Origin of the sequence: Comamonas sp. CMM03, from assembly GCF_019218715.1 — a bacterium.
GTDB classification, from domain to species: domain Bacteria; phylum Pseudomonadota; class Gammaproteobacteria; order Burkholderiales; family Burkholderiaceae_C; genus Comamonas; species Comamonas terrigena.
In genome coordinates this window covers 798,828-818,837 of sequence record NZ_JAHUXB010000002.1, presented here as the reverse complement: position 1 = coordinate 818,837, position 20,010 = coordinate 798,828, and the positions used below count along the sequence as shown (strand labels likewise).

The following is a 20,010-nucleotide window of genomic DNA, read 5'->3' as shown; positions in this document are numbered from 1 at the left end:
CTCAGCTGCGCTTGCGCGGCTTGCCCACCAGGGGCGTGCGAGCCAGTCGCCGGGCGTTGCTGCTGGCTTTGCGTTCAATGGGCGTCAGCGCGGCATTCACCACCTTGGCAACCGGTGCGCTGCTGCGCTCGGTCAGCTTCCACATCGCCCAGGGCGAGCCACCCAGCATGCCCCCGGACAGCGCTGTCTGCCAGGTGGACCAGGCCATGCTCCACGGGCCTTGCAGCATGGCGTTCCAGGCGGCCCACCATGACTGGGCAAACGCCATCTGCTTCTCCAGCACCATGCCGGCAAACTCTTTCTGGTCCCGCGCACTGGGCACCGGCCCGGCCAGGGCCATGCGCGCCAGGCGGTGCGCCACCACCTGGGGAGCAGCAATGCCCAGATCGAGGACTTTTTGTTGCGCCTGGACGGTGGCGCGGCGAGAAGCGGATGCCATGGGAATCACCTCCTGAAACTAGCCTAGCACGCAGCGGCGGAGCTGCCGTGCATGGCCGTGGGGAATGTCGGGAATGGGGGCTGCACGGGAATGCGCAGGCACAGAGAGAACAGCGAGCACCCTGCCCACCATAAAGCGGGCGCCGCCGCCGCGGGTTGACGCCTAGGCGACGCCTTCTAGGGGATTGCCCGCAATGGCGGCACACTGGCGCAGTTCTACATTTGAAATGTCATTTCTTAATAAGAAAAATGACATTGCCGCCATCCGCAGGGACAGCGGCCGGCCACCCGATACGAGAGACAGAGACATGGCATTCACTTTCCGCACGCTCACCCTGAGCGCAATCGCTGCCGCAGCCGCCTGCAGCACCGGCCTGGCACTGGCGCAAGACCCGGCCCAGTGGCCCACCAAGCCCATCAAGCTGACCGTGCCCTACACACCGGGTGGATCGACCGACATCGTCAGCCGCACGGTGTTCGATGCCGTCAGCAAGAAGCTGGGCCAGCCCGTGATCGTGGAAAACCGCCCAGGTGCCAACAGCACCATCGGGGTGACGCAGCTGGCCCGCGCCCCCGCAGACGGCTACAGTTTTGTGAGCGTGCTGGCCGCTTACACGGTGAACATGTCGCTGTACAAAAAGCTGCCTTACAAGCCCACGGACTTCGTCGCCGTGAGCCACATGGCCGATCTGCCGATGTTCCTGTTTGCCGCCAACAAGCTGCCGGTGAAGAGCGCCAAGGAGCTGGCCGAGTATGGCAAGACCCACCCGCTGAACTACGCCTCCAGCGGCACCGGCGCCAGCGCCCACATGATCGGCGCGCGCTTCACCCAGGAAAACGGCCTGAACGCCCAGCATGTGCCCTACAACGGCAGCGCCCCGATTCTGTCCGACCTGATGAGCGGTCAGGTGGATGTGCTGTTTGACCCTGCGCTGGTGCCCATGCCGCATGCCAAGAGCGGCAAGATCAAGGTGCTGGCCGTGGCGTCCAAGCAGCGCTGGCCCGGTGAGCCGAATGTGCCCACGATGGAGGAGTCGGGCTTTCCCGGCTTTGTGATGAATTCCTGGGTGGGCCTGCTGGCCCCCAAGGGCACGCCCCAGCCCATCGTCGACAAGCTGTCCAGGGCCATCGCCGATGCCGTGCAGTCGCCCGAGGTGAAGAACAAGCTGGAGCAACTGGGCTTTGGCGCCGTCGGCAGCACGCCCGCGCAGTTCCAGGCCCTGATCGACAAGGATACGGCCATGTACAAGAAGGTGATCGAGACCGCCAAGGTCAGCATCGATTGATGCTGGCCGGGGCCCGCTCCGGACGGTGCAAGGCCGGAGCGCCGCAATGAAAAAGCCCGCAGACCTGGTGCTGCGGGCTTTTTGTTGAAGGAAACGGTGACGGCGCTGCAGGGCTGTGCCGGCCGGTCCCCCGCACCAGCGCTGTCTATGCCGCCAGGATGTGGTCGGCCAGCTGCACAAAACCGTCGCCGCGCTCGGCAGTGGTCACATAGCGCGGCAGGTGGTGCAGCTGCGGCACGAAGCGCGCGATATTGGCCACGCCCACGGACAGCGGAACGTTCTGGAACATCAGCTGGTCGTTGGTGGAGTCGCCGATGTAGATCCACTGGCCCAGCGTGGCGTCCAGATCGATGTCGAACAGCTCACGCACGATCCAGCGCGCACCTTCCAGCTTGTTGTGTGCGCCGAACCAGCCATTGATGTGGATGGAGCTGACGGTGGCGTTCATGCCGGCCGCCTTCATGATCTGCACGCACTGGTCGATCTGCGCCTGCGGCATATGGGTGAACTCGCTGTGGTCCACGGCGATATCGCATTCACGGCCCATGGAATCGGTGGCACGGCTGGCACCGGGCACCGTGGACTCGATCTGGCTCAGCACTTCCTGCATGCGCGCAAAGTTGTGGGCCCGGCTGTCTTCGTCCTGCTGGTAGAGCTTGTCCAGCCCGCCCTGGCCGTTGCGGCGCAGCGCCACGGCACCGTTCTCGGCCACGATGGCATCCACCGGCCAGGCCGATGCAAATGGCACGCTCCAGCCCACGGGGCGGCCGGTGATGGGCACCACCTTCAGGCCGGCAGCCTTGAGGCGGGCGATGGCCGCCACCACATGGGCAGGCACCACGCCCTCGGTGGTCAGGGTGTCGTCGATATCGGTCAGCACGCCCAGCACGTTCGCGGGAACCAGCAGTGCAGACAAGGGTTGCAGAAATTCTTGGCTCACAGTTCTATCCAAATAAGCCAGCCCGCATCTGCCTGGCAGATGCGGGCTGTGTAGCGCATACCAGCGGCGGTCAGTGCGCGGAACCCAGGGCCAGGCCCGCATGCTCGCGCAAGGGGTGGAAGTGGATCTTGGGGAAGCGCTCCTGCGCCAGGCGCACGTCATACGGGCTGGTGCACAGATAGGCCAGCGTGTCCGCGGCATCGTGCGCCAGGCGCAGGGGGTAGGCGTTTTCAAACTCGCGCAGCTCGGCAGGGGAGTCGGCCGTGATCCAGCGGGCGCCGGTGTACTGGCAGCCTTCCAGGCGCACGTCGCAGTCGTATTCGGTCTTCAGACGGTGCTGCACCACTTCAAACTGCAGCTGACCCACCGCGCCCAGCAGCATGTTGCCGCCCACATCGGGCTTGAACACCTGGATGGCGCCTTCTTCGCCCAGCTGCATCAGACCTTGCTGCAGCTGCTTGGTGCGCAGCGGGTTCTTCAGCACCACGGTCATGAACATTTCCGGTGCGAAGAACGGCAGGCCGGTGAACTGCAGGCTGGGGCCGTCGGTGATCGAGTCGCCCAGCTGCACGCCGCCGTGGATGGTGAAGCCGATGATGTCGCCGGCATAGGCCTCATCCACCGCCTCGCGGCGTTGGGACATGAAGGTGACCACGGAGGTGGGGCGCAGTTCCTTGCCGGTGCGTTGCACCTTCATCTTCATGCCGGGGGTGTACTTGCCGGAGGCCACGCGCACGAACGCAATGCGGTCGCGGTGGTTGCTGTCCATATTGGCCTGCACCTTGAACACCACGCCCGAGAAGCCGCTGTCTTCGGGCTTGACCACGCGCTCTTCGCGGGTGCGGTTCACTTCGGTGAAGGCAATGCGCTGGCCCGGGGGGGGCGACATGTCGACCACGGCGTCCAGCACTTCCATCACACCGAAGTTGTTCACGCCGGAACCGAAGAACACGGGGGTCAGCTTGCCTGCCAGGAAGGCTTCATGGTCCCATTCGGCCGAGGCGCCCACGGCCAGTTCCATGGATTCCAGGGCATCGTCGAAAGCCTTGCCGAAGCGCGCGCGCAGCTTGTCGCCATCGCTCAGCGGAATGACTTCAAAGTCCTTGGGCCCCCGGTCGCTGCCGGGCGTGAACACCGTCATGCTCTGCGTGCGCAGATTGATAATGCCGCCAAAGGACTTGCCCTGGCCCACGGGCCAGGTGATGGGGCAGCAGGGCATGCCCAGTTCGCGCTCGACTTCGTCCATGATGTCCAGCGGATCGCGCACTTCCCGGTCAAACTTGTTGACGAAGGTGATGATGGGCGTGTGGCGCTGGCGGCAGACTTCGATCAGGCGGCGGGTCTGCGACTCCACGCCGTTGGCCGCATCGATCACCATCAGTGCCGAGTCCACGGCGGTCAGCACCCGGTAGGTGTCTTCCGAGAAGTCCTTGTGGCCGGGGGTGTCGAGCAGGTTGATCACATGGTCGCGGTAGCTCATCTGCATCACCGACGATGCCACCGAGATGCCGCGCTGCTTTTCGATCTCCATCCAGTCGGAGGTGGCGTGGCGCGAGGCCTTGCGCCCCTTGACGGCACCGGCAATCTGGATCGCACCCGAGAACAGCAGCAGCTTTTCGGTCAGCGTGGTCTTGCCCGCGTCCGGGTGGGAGATGATGGCGAACGTACGACGGCGCCGGGTTTCTGAGGCGTATGACACGGTATTGAGTGCGCGTGAAGGCAGGGCGGGCCGGCCAGGATAGAAGGGCGGCCATGGGTCTGCCAGCACGGCAGAGGGCCTGAAGCCCGCCATTTTAACTTTGGCCGCAAAGCGCTGCAGGCATGGGGGCAGGCCCTGCCGTGCAGAGAAGATGCGCCTGGGCGGCACTTATCCTCCATACTGCAGGCCCGATTGCCCTTGCTGGAGATTTCCATGGCCCTGGCCGCGACTGTCGTGACTGCCTTGATTGCGCTGCTGCACCTGTACATCCTGGTGCTGGAGATGTTTCTGTGGGACAAGCCTGTGGGCCGGCGCGCATTCGGCATGTCGCTCGAGCAGGCCCAGGCGACCAAGACGCTGGCCGCCAACCAGGGGCTGTACAACGGCTTTCTGGCCGCAGGGCTGCTGTGGGGTCTGTGGTGGGGCGGCGCCGAAGGCCTGGCGGTGCAGCGTTTCTTTCTGGGCTGTGTGCTGGTGGCAGGCCTGTATGGTGCTGCCACTGCCAACCGCAAGATCCTGTGGATACAGGCAGTCCCCGCCGCGCTGGCCTTGCTGCTGGGCGGGTGGCGCTGACCCGGCTGCGAAGACGGCCGCTGCCTGACGGTCTTGATGCCATCTTGATACCGCAGATGGCAATCTCTACCCGTTCTTGACGGGGACATTTCTACATTTTCTCCATCGCAACCAGGCTGATTGAACAGCTTGCGGGAGGAAATGAAATGACCATGCACTGGATTGAAGCCCTGGCCGCCGCGGTGGCGTTGGGGCTGTTTGCCTATTTGGGCTATGCGCTGCTGCGCCCCGAGAAATTCTGAGGGGCTGCCATGCACGTGCTGCAAGACCTGATTTTTGTGAGCCTGACGGTGGTCTGCTTTGTCGGACTGCTGGGGGCAGTGCGCGCTTTGGCGCGCCTCTGAAAGGGGGACACCATGTGGTTACCCTGGATGGAATTTGCTGCCGTGCTGACGGTGGCGACCTTGCTGACCATACCCATGGGCAAGTGGCTGGCACGCTGCTTTACCAGTGAACACCATGGGTGGCTGGAGCGGCTGAGCTACCGCGCCATGGGCGTGAATCCGCAGGAGCGCATGGGCTGGCAACGCTATGGCGCAGCCCTGGTGCTGAGCAATGCCGTGATGATGCTGCTGGGCTATCTGCTGCTGCGGCTGCAGGCGGGCCTGCCGCTGAACCCGCTGGCGATCGCCGCGCAGTCCCCGGATCTGGCCTTCAACACCGCCGCCTCCTTTATCACCAACACCAACTGGCAGGCGTACGCGGGCGAGAACAGCCTGAGCAATGCCACGCAGATGGTGGTCATCACCTTTCTGATGTTCGCCGGAGCGACCACGGGGGTGGCGGCCGGCGCGGGCTTTGTGCGCGGTCTGGCACGTTCGAGTGCCCAGGACATCGGCAACTTCTGGGTGGACTTCGTGCGCGTGTTCTGGCGCGTGCTGCTGCCGCTGTCCTTCCTGCTGGCGCTGGTCTATGTGTGGCAGGGCATTCCGCAGACGCTGCACACCGAAGCCGTGGCGACCACGTTGGAAGGCGCCAGACAGCAGCTGCTGGTGGGGCCGGTGGCCAGCCTGGAAAGCATCAAGCACCTGGGCACGAATGGCGGCGGCTTCTTCAGCATGAATGCCGCCCACCCGTTCGAGAACCCGACGCCGCTGACCAATCTGCTGCACATTCTGGCGATGCTGCTGATCCCGGCAGGCATGACCTATGCCTTTGGCGCCATGCTGCTGCGCCGCAAGCAGGGCTGGGTGCTGTTTGCGGCCTGCATGGTGATGTTCATCGGCTTTCTGAGCCTGGTGTTCGTGGCCGAGCAACAGGGCAGCCAGCTGCTGGCACGTGCAGGTGCCGATCAGCAGTGGAGCCCGACCCAGTCCGGCGGCAACATGGAGGGCAAGGAGCTGCGTTTCGGCATTGCCGACACGGCCCTGTTTGTCACCGTCACCACGGCCGCCACCACGGGGTCGGTCAACTCCATGCACGACTCGCTGACCCCGCTGGGCAGCATCACGCCGCTGGCGCAGATGATGCTCAACTGTGTGTTCGGCGGAGACGGTGTGGGCCTGATCAATCTGATCCAGTACGCCATTCTCACGGTGTTTCTGGCCGGCATGATGATTGGGCGGACCCCCGAATTCCTGGGCAAGAAGATCGAGGTGCGCGAGATCAAGCTGGTCATGCTCGCGGTGCTGGTGCCCCCGGCCTGCATTCTGGGCTTCACGGCGCTGGCCGTGCTCTGGCCCGATGCGGCTGCCAGCCTCAACAACCGCGGCCCGCATGGCTTCTCGGAGATTCTCTACGCCTATGCCTCGGGCACGGCCAACAACGGCTCGGCCTTTGCCGGACTGAATGCCAACACGCCGTTCTTCAACACCACCATCGGCCTGGCCATGCTGGCGGGGCGCTTTCTGACGCTGCTGCCCATGCTGGCCGTCGCCGGCAGCCTGGCCGCCAAGGCCACCGTACCCGCCGGCCCCGGCACGTTCCCGACGGCCACGCCGCTGTTCATGGGGCTGCTGGTGTTTGTCGTGCTGGTGGTGGGGGGGCTCACCTTTCTGCCGGCGCTGGCGCTGGGCCCGGTGATCGAGCATCTGCAGATGCTGGTCGGCCAGTTGTACGCATAACGCAAATCTTGCCAACGGTCTGCCGCCCTGTGTGGCGGCAGACCCCGGAGCAAACCATGAAAACATTGAATCAAACGCTTTCCGCTGCCCTGGTCCCCCACCACGGAGCAGCACAGCCGCAGGCGCCATCCGCCTCCTGGCCCCGGTTACTGGGTAGCAGCGTCCGCGCTGCCGTGCTGGTGATGGTGGTCTCAGGCATTGCCTACCCCTTGCTGACCACGGGGGTGGCGCAGGCGCTGTTCCCCCAGGCGGCCAATGGCAGCCTGGTGGAGCGCCAGGGGCAGATCGTGGGCTCCGCCCTGATCGGCCAGCAGTTCACCGGGGCGCAGTACTTCCATGGCCGCCCCAGCGTCACCATGGCCCCGGATCCGCAGCAGGACGGGGCCAGCATTCCCGCCCCCTACAACGCCGGCCTCTCGGGTGCCAGCAACCAGGGGGTGACACACCAGGATCTGTCAGCGGCCGTGGCGCAGCGCGTGGCGCAGTACCGCGCCGACAACGGCCTGGCGGCCGATGCTGCGGTTCCGGTGGATGCGGTCACTGCCTCGGCCTCGGGGCTGGATCCGCACATCTCGCTGGCCAATGCCTTGCTGCAGCTGCCGCGCGTGGCGCAGGCACGCCAGTTGCCTCCGGAACGGGTGCAGGTCCTGATGGAACAGGCCACCGCGCCGCGCAGCCTGGCTGTGCTGGGCGAGCCGCGGGTGCATGTGCTGCAACTCAATCTGGCACTGGATGCCCTGCAGTCCAGCCACCAACCGGGGAAGGAGTAAGCCATGCGTGCTCAGAAAATGGGGGCAGGCCACAGCCTGCTGGATGCCCAGCTGGTGAAGTCGGCGCTGTGGGATGCGGTGCGCAAGCTCTCGCCCCGGACGCAGTGGGCCAACCCGGTGATGTTTGTGGTGTACCTGGGGGCGGTGCTGACCAGTCTGCTGTGGGGACAGAGCCTGCTGGCACCGGATGGCCAGAGCGATGGATTTGTGCCGGCGATTGCGCTGTGGCTGTGGTTCACCGTGCTGTTTGCCAACTTCGCCGAGGCCTTGGCCGAGGGCCGCAGCCGCGCCCAGGCGGCCAGCCTGCGTGGCATGAAGCGGGACACCGTGGCCAAGGTGCTGCAGCAACCGCAGGTGGGCAGTGCATGGATTCCGATACGGGCCAGCGAGCTGCGCAAGGGGGTGGTGATCTATGTGGAGGCGGGTGACACCATCGCCCTCGATGGCACGGTGATCGATGGCGTGGCGTCGGTGGACGAAAGCGCCATCACCGGCGAGTCGGCCCCCGTGATCCGCGAGGCCGGCGGCGACTTCTCGTCCGTGACCGGCGGCACGCGGGTGCTGTCGGACTGGCTGGTGGTGGAGGTCACGGTCAATCCTGGCGAGTCGTTTCTGGACCGCATGATCTCCATGGTCGAGTCGGCCAAGCGCCAGAAGACGCCGAATGAAATGGCGCTGACGATCCTGCTCGTGGGGCTGACGCTGGTGTTTCTGCTGGTCATTGTCACGTTGTGGCCGTTATCGGCTTTCGCGGTGGCGCAGGCCGGCACCGGGTCGGTGGTCGGCATGGCGGTGCTGATTGCGCTGCTGGTCTGCCTGATTCCGACCACGATCGGCGGCCTGCTGTCGGCCATTGGCGTGGCGGGCATGAGCCGCATGATGCAGGCCAATGTCATCGCCACCTCGGGCAGGGCGGTGGAGGCGGCTGGCGACGTGGATGTGCTGCTGCTAGACAAGACCGGCACCATCACGTTGGGCAACCGCCAGGCCAGCGAATTCCTGCCTGCCCCGGGCGTGAGCGCCGCGCAGCTGGCCGAAGCGGCCCAGCTGGCCTCGCTGGCCGATGAAACCCCGGAAGGCCGCAGCGTGGTGGCCCTGGCCAGGGAGCGCCATGCCCTGCCGGAGCGCCGCAGTGCGGATTTTCCGGGCGTGTTCGTACCCTTCACGGCCCAGACGCGCATGAGCGGGGTGGACCTGCAGGGCCCGCAAGGGGAGCGCAGCCTGCGCAAAGGGGCCGCGGATGCCGTGCGCCGGCATGTCGAGGCGCTGGGCGGCAGCTTTCCCGCTCCGGTGCAGCTGTCGGTGGACAACGTCTCGCGCAAGGGCAGCACGCCGCTGGTGGTGGCCGATGGCGCCAGGGTGCTGGGCGTGATCGAGCTCAAGGATGTGGTCAAGCCCGGCATGCGCGAGCGCTTTGCCGAGCTGCGCCGCATGGGCATACAGACGGTGATGGTGACCGGTGACAACCCGCTGACGGCTGCCGCGATTGCCGCCGAAGCCGGGGTGGACGACTACCTGGCCGAAGCCCGACCCGAAGACAAGCTGCAGCTGATCCGCTCGCACCAGGCGGCAGGCCGGCTGGTGGCCATGACCGGGGACGGCACCAATGACGCACCGGCCCTGGCCCAGGCCGATGTGGCCGTGGCCATGAACAGCGGCACCCAGGCGGCGAAAGAGGCCGGGAACATGGTGGACCTGGACAGCAACCCGACCAAGCTGATCGAGGTGGTGGAAACCGGCAAACAGATGCTGATGACGCGGGGGGCGCTGACCACCTTCAGCATTGCCAACGATGTGGCCAAGTACTTCGCCATCATTCCGGCGGCCTTTGTGGGCACCTACCCGCAACTGGCCTCGCTCAATGTGATGCAGCTGCACAGCGCGGATTCCGCCATCCTGAGCGCGGTGATCTTCAACGCGCTGATCATCATCGCCCTGGTGCCGCTGGCCTTGCGGGGGGTGCAGTACCGCGCCGTGGGCGCCGCCATCCTGCTGCGCCGCAACCTGCTGATCTACGGTCTGGGCGGGCTGGTTGTGCCATTTGTCGGTATCAAGCTCATCGATCTGTTGCTGACCGCGCTGGGGCTGGTATGACACGGAAATCTTCGACAATGACTGTACGATGCCATTGACACCCAGCACCAGCTCCGCGCCTGCGCGCCCGGATCCCGATGTCCTCGTGGCCCAGCTGCAGGCCCAGCAGGCCCAGGCCGGGCGGGGCAAGCTGCGCATCTACTTCGGCTCCAACGCCGGAGTGGGCAAGACCTACGCCATGCTGGCGGCCGCGCAGCGTGAGAGGCTGGCGGGGCGCCGCGTGCTGGTGGGGCTGGTGGAAACACATGGCCGCGCCGAGACCGAGCAGCAGCTGCATGACCTGGAGCTGCTGCCGCGGCGCCCGCTGAACTACCTGGGCAAGCAACTGACCGAGTTCGATCTGGATGCCGCATTGGCACGCCACCCGGATGTGCTGCTGCTGGACGAGTTGGCGCACAGCAATGTTGCCGGCTCGCGCCACCCCAAGCGCTGGCAGGATGTGCAGGAGCTGCTGGAGGCGGGTGTCGAGGTGTGGACCACGCTCAACGTCCAGCACCTGGAGAGTCTGAACGATGTGGTGAGCGGCATCGTCGGCATCCAGGTCCATGAGACCGTGCCTGACCATCTGTTTGACGATGCCGACGAGGTCATCGTGGTCGACATTCCCCCGGAAGAGCTGCTCAAGCGCCTAAAGGCGGGCAAGGTCTACCCGCTGGAGCAGGCCGAGCGGGCCTCGCGCAACTTCTTCCGGCAGGGCAATCTGCTGGCGCTGCGGGAGCTGGCGTTGCGCCGCACGGCCGACCGGGTCGATGAAGACATGCGCGACTACCGGCGCGAACGCGCCATCGGCGATGTCTGGCCTACGCGGGAGCGCCTGCTGGTGGGCGTGGGCGGCCGCGCCGGTGACGATGCCCTGGTGCGCCAGGTGGCACGCCTGGCACGGCGGCTGGAAGCCGACTGGGTGGTGGTCTATGTGGATGCACCGCAGCGCCAGCATCGCCCCCGGGCGGCGCAGGAGGCCGTGCTCAAGACCCTGGCGCTGGCCGCGCGCCTGGGGGCGGAAACGGCCACCATTCCGGGAGCCCAGGTGGCGCAGGCCTTGGTGGACTTCGCACGCGAACGCAACGCCAGCCATCTGGTGCTGGCCAGGGTGGACCAGCCTTGGAGCCGCTGGCTGCCTTGGCGTCCGGCCAGCCTGTCGGAGCAGATCGCCTTGCTGGACCCCGGTCTGGATGTGCTGCTGCTGTCCGTCAAAAAGGTCAAGCCTGACAGCAGCGTGCGCTTTCCCGTGGTGCGCGAGCAGGCGATTCCCTGGAAGGGCTATGGGGGCGTGACACTGGCCTGCCTGGCCGCGACCGCGCTGGCCGAGCTGCTGCTGCAGGTGTTCGACCCGGCCAATGTGGTCATGCTGTTCCTGCTGGTGGTGGTGCTGTCGGCCGTGCGCTGGGGGCGCGGCCCCGGGGCCTGGGCGGCCCTGCTGTCGGTACTGCTGTTCGACTTCTACTTTGTGCCGCCGCGCAATTCTTTCAGCGTCAACGACACACAGTACCTGTTCACCTTCTGCCTGATGCTGGGGGTGGCCCTGGTCTGCGGCCAGCTGACGGCGCGATTGCGCCATGAGGCGCGGGTGGCCGCCGAGCGCGAGCGGCGTGCCGGCGCACTGGCCAGGCTGGCGCGGGATCTGTCGGGTGCACTGACGCAGCAGCAGGTCACGCAGATTGCGCTGACCACGATTTCCGGCGTCTTTGGGGCACAGACTGGCTTGCTGCTGCCCGATGCCGATGAGCAGTTGCAGCTGGCGCAGGGCAGCGCAGGCGCGATCGACGCCAGCGTGGGGCGCTGGAGCATGGAGCATGGCCAGATGGCGGGTCAGGGAACGGACACCCTGGCCGCCGCGCCCGCGCTGTATGTGCCGCTGATGGCCCCGGTGCGCTCCCGCGGCGTGCTGGTGCTGCAGCTGAGCGCACCGCAGAAGCTGCGGGTGCCCGAAGAGCGCCGTCTGCTCGATGCCTGTGCCAGTCAGATTGCACTGGCGCTGGAGCGGGTGCATTTTGTGGACGTGGCGCAGCAGACCCAGATCGCCATGGAAGGCGAGCGCATGCGCAATACCTTGCTCTCCGCCGTGTCGCACGACCTGCGCACACCGCTGACCGGCATTCTGGGGGCGGCCCAAGCCGCACTGCCCCATGCGCCGCAGGGCCCGGTGCACAGCATGCTGGTGCAGATCCGCAACCAGGCACAGGCCCTGCAGCAGCTGGTGGACAACCTGCTGGCCATGGCGCGCCTGCAGCAAGGTGGCGTGCACCTGAAGCGCGAGTGGCTACCAGTGGATGAACTGGTGGGCAGCGCCCTGGCGCAGATGCGCGAGCGCCTGGCTGGGCATGTGCTGCACACGGCGCTGCCGACCGGTCTGCCCTTGCTGGAGCTCGACGCCGTGCTGATGGAGCGCGTGCTGGTCAATCTGCTGGACAACGCCATCAAGTACACCCCCGCAGGTACGGCGATCACCGTGGCGGCGGGTGTGGAGGGCGGAGACTGTGTGCTCAGCGTGCAGGACGCAGGCCCGGGCCTGCCCGCCCACCTGTCGGCGCAGCAACTGTTCGAGCCCTTTACCCGCGGGCAGTCGGAGAGCGCTGTGTTTGGCATGGGGCTGGGGCTGGCTTTGGCGTTGCGCATTGTGCAAGCCCATGGCGGCCGTCTGGAGGTGGAAGCGGCGGAGCCCGGGCCGGGAGCGGTCTTCCGCGTGCGCCTGCCTGTGCCCGAGCAGCCATCCATGGACGATTGAGCCGACAATCCCGTGCACCACCCGCAAACCCGAACATGACGACCGTCGCTCCCCGCATTCTGCTGATCGAAGACGATGCCAGCATCCGCCGCTTTGTGCGTCTGGCGCTGGAGGACGAAGGCTGGCAGGTCTTCGAAGCCGAGACCGCCAAGCGCGGCCTGATCGAGGCCGCCAGCCGCCAGCCCGATGCCGTGGTGCTGGACCTGGGGCTGCCCGATGCCGATGGCAAGACCGTGATTGCCGAGCTGCGCGGCTGGAGTCTGTTGCCGATTCTGGTGCTGTCCGCCCGCGAGCGGGAAGAGGAGAAGGTGGCGGCACTGGATGCCGGTGCGGATGACTACCTGACCAAGCCTTTTGGCGTGCCCGAGCTGCTGGCGCGCCTGCGTGCGATGCTGCGGCGCCGCCAGCAGGCGTCGGCCACCGACAAGCCCGGCACCAGTGCACGCTTTGGCAGCGTGACCGTGGACCTGGCAGCGCACGATGTGGTGCGCGACGGGGTGCCGGTCCACCTGACCCCCATCGAGTTCCGCCTGCTGGCGGCCCTGGTTGCCGGCCATGGCAAGGTGCTGACGCACCGGCAGTTGCTGCTGCAGGTCTGGGGAGCGGAATACCTGGACCGGCCCCACTATCTGCGCGTGCACATGGCCAATCTGCGGCAGAAGCTGGAGCAGGACCCTGCGCAGCCCGCTCACCTGGTGACCGAGCTGCAAGTCGGGTATCGGCTGGTCGGTCTGGCGGCTTGACCGGTCAGTGCCCGTATAATCCCAGCTCATCCGAGGAGCGTTGCAGCGTTCCCCAGTCCCGCCACCCGCGGGGCGTCAGCGGGGCGTGAGGCTCGGATTTCATCCCGCAACGACGCTCACCCACGCTTTCTGTGCGGTGAGACGGTATTTTTCCCCTCTGCTTCAGAACGTGGTTTTTCATTCAATTTTTGGAGAAAACCATGAACGCTGCTGTTCGCTTCAACCCTGCCGATTCGGCCATCACCGACATTTCCCTGGCTGCCTGGGGCCGCAAGGAAATCAAGATTGCCGAAACCGAGATGCCCGGCCTGATGGCCGTGCGCGAGGAATTCGCTGCAGCCCAGCCGCTGAAGGGTGCGCGCATCACCGGTTCGCTGCACATGACGATCCAGACGGCCGTGCTGATCGAGACCTTGACCGCTCTGGGCGCACAGGTGCGCTGGGCGTCGTGCAACATCTTCTCGACCCAGGACCATGCAGCGGCGGCCATCGCTGAAACCGGCGTGCCGGTGTTCGCCATCAAGGGCGAATCGCTGAAGGACTACTGGGATTACACCCACAGCATCTTCGAGTTCGGCGCTGCCGGCACCGACAACGAAGGCCCCAACATGATCCTGGACGATGGCGGCGATGCCACCATGCTGATGCACCTGGGCAAGAAGGCCGAGAAGGACCTGTCCGTGCTGGCCAACCCCGGTTCGGAAGAAGAGAAGATCGTCTTCGCCGCCATCAAGGCCAAACTGGCCGTGGATCCCACCTGGTACAGCCGCAAGTCGGCCCAGATCCTGGGTGTGACCGAAGAAACCACCACCGGCGTGCACCGCCTGAACGAAATGTCGGCCAACGGCAGCCTGCTGTTCCGTGCCATCAACGTGAACGACTCGGTCACCAAGTCCAAGTTCGACAACCTGTACGGCTGCCGCGAGTCGCTGGTGGACGGTATCAAGCGCGCCACCGACGTGATGATCGCCGGCAAGGTGGCCGTGGTGGCCGGCTACGGCGACGTGGGCAAGGGCTGCGCCCAGGCCCTGTCCGCGCTGCGCGCCCAGGTGTGGGTGACCGAGATCGACCCGATCAACGCCCTGCAGGCCTCGATGGAAGGCTACAAGGTCGTGACCATGGAATATGCCGCCGACAAGTGCGACATCTTCGTGACCACCACCGGCAACAAGGACATCATCCGCCACGAGCACATGCTGGCGATGAAGGATGAGGCCATCGTCTGCAACATCGGTCACTTCGACAACGAAATCGACGTCGCGTCGATCGAGAAGTACGAGTGGGAAGAAATCAAGCCCCAGGTCGACCACATCACCTTCCCGGACGGCAAGAAGATCATCCTGCTGGCCAAGGGCCGTCTGGTGAACCTGGGCTGCGCCACCGGCCACCCCAGCTTCGTGATGTCCAACTCCTTCGCCAACCAGACCCTGGCCCAGATCGAGCTGTTCACCCGCCCCGACGCCTACGAAGTCGGCAAGGTCTATGTGCTGCCCAAGGTGCTGGACGAGAAGGTGGCACGCCTGCACCTGAAGAAGGTCGGTGCCCAGCTGACCGAGCTGACCGAAGCCCAGGCCGCCTACATCGGCGTGAAGAAGGAAGGCCCTTACAAGCCTGAAACCTACCGTTATTGATGGGCGGAGGCCGTGGCAGCCGTTGGCTGCCACGGTGCATGACCTGCGGGCTTGACTTCAGCTTGCCATGCGAATGCCGAAATCATGGGTGCAAGGCCCCGTACACAGGAGGCCGATTCATTTTCGGATCGCATACAACAAGGAGAAGCCAGGTCATGAGAGGTTTGTTTCAGCCCGCTGTGGCATTGATGTCGCGTTTGCGACTGGGTCCCAAATTCCTGTTGGCGGGCATTCCGCTGTTGCTGATGCTGGGGCTGGTGGGTGCCATGGCGGTGCAGCGCTACCAGGCGCGGGTGCAGGCACTGGAGGCCAAGCGTGCCGCGGTGGCGCTGATGGCCGATCTGGTGGAGTGGAACCAGGTGCTGATCGAAAGCCGCCGGGTGGCCATCACCGGCCAGGCCGGCGATGCGGCGCTGATGCAGTCCTTCCAGCGCCAGGCGGCGGTGGTGGACAAGACCCTGGCCAAGATCGAAGCCCGCGTCGCGGCGCAACAGCGCTATTACGACATGCGCAAGGAAACCGAAGGCCTGCAGCAAGGCTGGAAGGAGCTGCAAGGCAAGATTGCCGCGCTGCCGGCCGATGCCGACTTCGCGCAAAAAGCCTTTGCCGCCCATGCGCCCGAGTACGCACGCCTTTACGCCTTCATGCGCGATCTGGGCAACCGTTCCGGTCTGGCGCAGGATCCGGATGCCGATATCTTCTACCTGGGCTACCCGCTGGCCAACCACACGCCGTCCACGGCCGGCATTGCTGTGCGCATTGCTGCCTACGCGCTGCTCAATGTGAGCCGTGGCGTGGTGGATACCAAGGACAAGGTGTTCTACGAAGTGACCGAGGCGCGCCTGAACGACACGTTCTCGGGCGTGGAAACCCAGTTGTCGCAGTCCATGCAGGCCAATGCCGCGGTGCAGCAGGCGCTGGGCGCGCGCTTTGACGCGCTCAAGGCCACGTCCAAGGAGCTGCTGGGCTATGTGCGCAAGCACTTCACGCTGGTGGACCAGGTGGCGGTGTCGCAGCAGGAGGTGCAGACTGCTGCCCAGCCGACCATCGATGCGGCCTGGGCACTGGTGTCGCAAAATGGCGCAGTGCTGGACCAGCTGCTGGCCGAGCGCGGCGCCGAGGCGGCCACCCAGCGCAACCTGCTGGTGCTGCTGCTGGCGCTGGGCATTGGCGCTTCGGTCTATCTGTATGTGGGCGTGTACCTGAGCATGGCGGCCAGTCTGACCCAGGCTTCGCAGGCGGCCAAGGCGATTGCGGCCGGCGATCTGGGCACGGTGCAGGCACCGGTGTCCAAGGATGAATTTGCACGCCTGCTGGAAGACCTGCGCAGCGCCGACCGGGCGCTGGCCCAGGTGATTGCCGGGGTCAAGGAATCGTCGGAATCGATTGCCACGGCGACCAGCGAGATTGCCTCCGGCACACAGTCGCTGAGCAGCCGCACCGAGCTGACCGCCAGCAGCCTGCAGCAGACGGCAGGCTCCATGGCCCAGCTGACGGATGCGCTGTCGCACAGCCGGGGTTCGGCCGATTCGGCGCGCCAGCTGTCGGTGTCGGCCGGGGATGTGGCGCGGCGCGGGGGCACGGTGGTGCAGCAGGTGGTGCAGACCATGGATGCCATCAACCAGAGCAGCCGCAAGATTGCCGACATCATCGGGGTGATCGACGGCATCGCCTTCCAGACCAATATCCTGGCGTTGAACGCGGCGGTGGAAGCCGCCCGCGCCGGTGAGCAGGGCCGGGGCTTTGCCGTGGTGGCCAGCGAGGTGCGTGCCCTGGCCGGGCGCAGTGCCGAGGCGGCCAAGCAGATCAAGGACCTGATCGGCAGCAGTGTGGGCAAGGTGGACGAAGGCGCCCGCCTGGTCAGCGAAGCCGGGGCCACGATGCACGAGATCGTGGATTCGGTGGTGCGGGTGGACGCAGTGATCGGGGAGATCTCGGTTGCTGCGGGTGAGCAGAGCCAGGGCATTGCGGAAATCAATACCGCCGTGGGCCAGCTGGACGACATGACACAGCAAAATGCGGCCCTGGTCGAACAAAGTGCGGCTGCTGCCGAAAGCCTGCGTGAGCAGGCCCGGCTGCTGGCCGAAGTGGTGGGCAACTTCCGCATCCATGGCGGTGGGGAGCGCCGCCTGACATAAGGAGAAGGTGTGGTGCATGCGCCCGCCTTCATAGCACAAGCTGATAGTGGCTAGTGTCCATTCATAGAGAGTTGGGCTGTGCTGGGGCACCGGGATCGGTGGTTGCAAGCACAACCCGCTTGGAAAACAGGCGCAGGCCGCACACAGCGGCCTGCCCGGTGAAGCTGAAGGAGAGCGCGATGCGCGCAGACGTTTTTTTGGTGGAGGCAGGCCATGCCGCCACCCGGTCGCAGGCCCAGCGCCTGATTGCAGCCGGTGTGCAGTGGCGCACCATGCCCCTGGCCCCGTGGACCCAGGTGGCCAAGAACGGTGACGACATTCCCGCAGGTGCGCAAGTGCAGCTGCTGGACGCGTCCGAGGCCAAGTACATCTCGCGCGGCGGCCTCAAGCTCGAAGGCGCGCTGGCTGCGGCGGGCCTGCAGGTGAGCGGCCTGCGCTGCCTGGACGTGGGGCAGAGCACTGGCGGCTTCACCGACTGCCTGCTGCAGGCCGGGGCTGCCCAGGTGATCGGTGTGGACGTGGGCCACGACCAGTTGCATGAACGCCTGAAGAGCGATCCGCGCGTGGTGGGCGTGGAAGGGCTGAACGCCCGCGCCATGACTGCCGAATCGCTGGTGCAGGGCTGCGAGGATGCGCTGTCCGAAGTCATCGAAGAGCAAGAAGACAACGACACCCAGCCCCAGGCCCCCTATGCCTGGATGCGCAATGGCGGCATGGTCGATGAAGACTATGACGACAGCGAAGACGCCAAGGAGCAGGACATCGAGTCCTTCAAGGCCGAGCGCGCCGCCAAGGACAAGGCCCGCGCAGACGGTACGGCGCCGGTGGAGCGCCGCCGCAAGCCGGGGACCGAGGACATCGACATCACGCCGGTGTTCGACTTTGTCACCGGGGATGTGTCCTTCATCTCGCTGACCCTGATCCTGCCCCAGCTGGTGCCGCTGATGGGCCCGGGCGCGCCGCTGCTGATGCTGGTCAAGCCCCAGTTCGAGCTGCAGCCCGGCCAGATCGGCAAGGGCGGTATCGTGCGCGACCCGGCGCTGTATGCCGAGGTGGAGCAGCGTATCCGTGCCTGCTGCAAGGAAGTGGGCCTGAAGGTGGTGGGCTGGTACGACAGCGCCATCGAAGGCGGCGACGGCAACCGTGAATTTTTTGTGCACGCCACCAAAGCGTGAGGAAGACCCCGATGGCGCAGAACGATTCGACCGCATTCCCGGTCAGCTTTGAATTCTTTCCCACCAAGACCGCCGAAGGCGCAGCCAAGCACGTGAACGTGCGCCAGGAGCTGTACGCCCGCAAGCCGGAATTCTGCTCGGTGACCTATGGCGCCGGCGGCTCCACCCAGGAAGGCACGTTCCGCATGGTGCAAGCCATCCAGGACGAAGGCGTGGCCGCAGCGTCGCACTTTTCCTGTGTGGGCGCCACCCATGCCAAGGTGCGCGAGGAACTGGCACAGCTCCAGACCATGGGCGTCAAGCGCATCGTGGCGCTGCGCGGCGACCTGCCCAGCGGCTACGGTCTGGGCGGTGAATTCCAGTACGCCAGCGACCTGGTGGCGTTCATCCGCAAGGAGTTCGGGGACTGGTTCCACATCGAGGTGGCGGCCTACCCCGAGACCCATCCGCAGGCCAAAAGTCCGGATGCCGACCTGCAGGCGTTTGCGACAAAAGTGAAGGCGGGAGCCGATTCGGCTATCACACAATACTTCTTCAACGCCGACGCCTACTACCGCTTTGTGGAGGGAATTCAAGCACTTGGCATCCAGATCCCGGTCGTCCCGGGTATCATGCCGATCACTAACTCTTCCCAACTCATGCGCTTTTCCGATGCGACTGGCGCTGAGATTCCCCGCTGGATCCGCCTGCGACTGCAGGCTTTCGGGGACGACGTGGCTTCCATCCGTGCCTTCGGGCTGGACGTGGTCACGCACCTGTGCGAGCAGCTGCGCAGCCAAGGCGCGCCGGGCCTGCACTTCTACACCATGAACCAGAGCACAGCGACCTTGGAGCTGTGCCGTCGCCTCGGGCTCTAAGGGCTGCGGTTTGTTCCGCTGATTCCGCCTGCGGTGGTGGCACCACCGTCTGTGCGTGACAGAGGACATTGCATGCCATCCATCTGCCAAACTGCGGGAATCGTCTCCCGGGCGGCACGCCATCGCTGGGCAGCGGCCTGGACGGTGACGTTATTCATCAGCGGCTGCGCCCCGCTGCCCACCACGCCGGAAGGCGCCGCCACAGCCACGCCCACCCAGGCGGGAGCGCCCATTCCCGAAGGCCCCAACGCCCGCCCCAGCCGCTGGGGCTGGTGGAGCCACGACCGCAAGGGGGCCGAGGCCCTGGCCAAGGCCGCTCCCAAGCCGCCCAAGCTCAGCGACAAGCCCGATCCGGCGGCGCAAACCGCGCCGGATGCCCGGGACAGCGACCAAAAGGGGTTGGCCTCCTGGTACGGCCCCGGTTTTCACGGCAAGCTGACCGCCAATGGCGAGCGTTTCAACAGCGGCGAGCTGACCGCTGCCCACCGCTCGCTGGCCTTTGGCACGCGGGTGTGCGTGCGCAGCTCGGTCACCGGCAAGACGGTGGTGGTGCGCATCAACGACCGGGGGCCGTTTGCCAAGAACCGGGTGATCGACCTGAGCCAGGGTGCGGCCGAGCAGCTGGGCATGGTGGGCCTGGGGATCAAGCCGGTGGAGCTGTGGGCCCTGGCTGACGACGAATCCCAATGCCCGGGTGAGGACGATGATCTGGACGGCCAGCTCGAAGCGCGCCTGTCCGACCTGAGCCCCGACGCCCGCCGCGCGGTGGAGGCACACCGCCAGGCCCATGGCGAATCCACCAGCACGGTGGCCAAGCAGGTCAGCAAAAAGAAGAAGTGAGCGCCCGGGGTGCATGTGAAAATGGGTTCAAGGCGACA

At 65.9% G+C, this 20,010-nt stretch carries 16 protein-coding genes and 1 riboswitch; of the genes, 13 read left to right on the top strand and 3 right to left on the bottom strand.

Translation table 11 applies throughout. The features are described 5' to 3' along the window. Position 1 precedes the first annotated feature (1 nt). Positions 2-439 (bottom strand): polyhydroxyalkanoate granule-associated phasin, encoded by a 438-nt coding sequence (locus KW830_RS10575; protein ID WP_066540011.1) that lies wholly within the window; start codon positions 437-439, stop codon positions 2-4. A gap of 307 nt (positions 440-746) precedes the next feature. Between KW830_RS10575 and KW830_RS10570 the strand changes: the two genes are divergently transcribed. Beyond that, positions 747-1,724: a tripartite tricarboxylate transporter substrate binding protein gene (locus KW830_RS10570; protein ID WP_218333107.1), complete on the top strand. Its 978-nt coding sequence runs from the start codon at positions 747-749 to the stop codon at positions 1,722-1,724. 145 nt (positions 1,725-1,869) lie between these two features. On the opposite strand, the gene KW830_RS10565 is transcribed toward KW830_RS10570, so the two are convergent. Continuing rightward, entirely contained in the window at positions 1,870-2,664 is a 795-nt protein-coding gene (locus KW830_RS10565) for an HAD-IIB family hydrolase (RefSeq protein ID WP_370626112.1), read from the bottom strand. Positions 2,665-2,734: 70 nt separating this feature from the next. Beyond that, positions 2,735-4,363, bottom strand: coding sequence for a peptide chain release factor 3 (locus KW830_RS10560; protein WP_218333105.1), 1,629 nt, complete (start codon positions 4,361-4,363; stop codon positions 2,735-2,737). 213 nt (positions 4,364-4,576) lie between these two features. Between KW830_RS10560 and KW830_RS10555 the strand changes: the two genes are divergently transcribed. From KW830_RS10555 to KW830_RS10500, 12 genes are all read left to right on the top strand, one after another. Next, the gene (locus tag KW830_RS10555; protein WP_066540788.1) at positions 4,577-4,936 is read left to right on the top strand and encodes a DUF1304 domain-containing protein; all 360 of its coding nucleotides are present in this window, start codon (positions 4,577-4,579) and stop codon (positions 4,934-4,936) included. Positions 4,937-5,082: 146 nt separating this feature from the next. Continuing rightward, the gene (kdpF, locus tag KW830_RS10550) at positions 5,083-5,178 is read left to right on the top strand and encodes a K(+)-transporting ATPase subunit F (RefSeq protein WP_066540019.1); all 96 of its coding nucleotides are present in this window, start codon (positions 5,083-5,085) and stop codon (positions 5,176-5,178) included. A gap of 114 nt (positions 5,179-5,292) precedes the next feature. Beyond that, positions 5,293-6,999, top strand: coding sequence for a potassium-transporting ATPase subunit KdpA (kdpA, locus tag KW830_RS10545; protein WP_218333104.1), 1,707 nt, complete (start codon positions 5,293-5,295; stop codon positions 6,997-6,999). A 56-nt stretch (positions 7,000-7,055) separates the two neighbouring features. Then, positions 7,056-7,769 (top strand): K(+)-transporting ATPase subunit C, encoded by a 714-nt coding sequence (gene kdpC / locus KW830_RS10540; RefSeq protein ID WP_218333103.1) that lies wholly within the window; start codon positions 7,056-7,058, stop codon positions 7,767-7,769. Between the two features lie 3 nt (positions 7,770-7,772). After that, on the top strand, positions 7,773-9,863 hold the full coding sequence (kdpB, locus tag KW830_RS10535; RefSeq protein ID WP_218333102.1) for a potassium-transporting ATPase subunit KdpB: 2,091 nt from the start codon (positions 7,773-7,775) through the stop codon (positions 9,861-9,863). Between the two features lie 28 nt (positions 9,864-9,891). Continuing rightward, positions 9,892-12,588: a sensor histidine kinase KdpD gene (locus tag KW830_RS10530; protein WP_218333101.1), complete on the top strand. Its 2,697-nt coding sequence runs from the start codon at positions 9,892-9,894 to the stop codon at positions 12,586-12,588. 35 nt (positions 12,589-12,623) lie between these two features. Continuing rightward, entirely contained in the window at positions 12,624-13,331 is a 708-nt protein-coding gene (locus KW830_RS10525; protein ID WP_066540035.1) for a response regulator, read from the top strand. Positions 13,332-13,357: 26 nt separating this feature from the next. Continuing rightward, positions 13,358-13,456, top strand: a riboswitch (S-adenosyl-L-homocysteine riboswitch). Positions 13,457-13,531: 75 nt separating this feature from the next. Continuing rightward, positions 13,532-14,962: an adenosylhomocysteinase gene (gene ahcY, locus KW830_RS10520; RefSeq protein WP_066540037.1), complete on the top strand. Its 1,431-nt coding sequence runs from the start codon at positions 13,532-13,534 to the stop codon at positions 14,960-14,962. 155 nt (positions 14,963-15,117) lie between these two features. Next, positions 15,118-17,100 (top strand): methyl-accepting chemotaxis protein, encoded by a 1,983-nt coding sequence (locus KW830_RS21470; RefSeq protein ID WP_304516313.1) that lies wholly within the window; start codon positions 15,118-15,120, stop codon positions 17,098-17,100. A gap of 179 nt (positions 17,101-17,279) precedes the next feature. Beyond that, the gene (locus KW830_RS10510; RefSeq protein ID WP_066540790.1) at positions 17,280-18,275 is read left to right on the top strand and encodes a TlyA family RNA methyltransferase; all 996 of its coding nucleotides are present in this window, start codon (positions 17,280-17,282) and stop codon (positions 18,273-18,275) included. An 11-nt stretch (positions 18,276-18,286) separates the two neighbouring features. Then, a complete protein-coding gene (gene metF, locus KW830_RS10505; RefSeq protein ID WP_192334778.1) occupies positions 18,287-19,132 on the top strand; it encodes a methylenetetrahydrofolate reductase [NAD(P)H] in 846 nt (281 codons plus the stop codon). A gap of 144 nt (positions 19,133-19,276) precedes the next feature. Further along, positions 19,277-19,972, top strand: coding sequence for a septal ring lytic transglycosylase RlpA family protein (locus tag KW830_RS10500; protein ID WP_370626115.1), 696 nt, complete (start codon positions 19,277-19,279; stop codon positions 19,970-19,972). Positions 19,973-20,010: the final 38 nt, after the last annotated feature.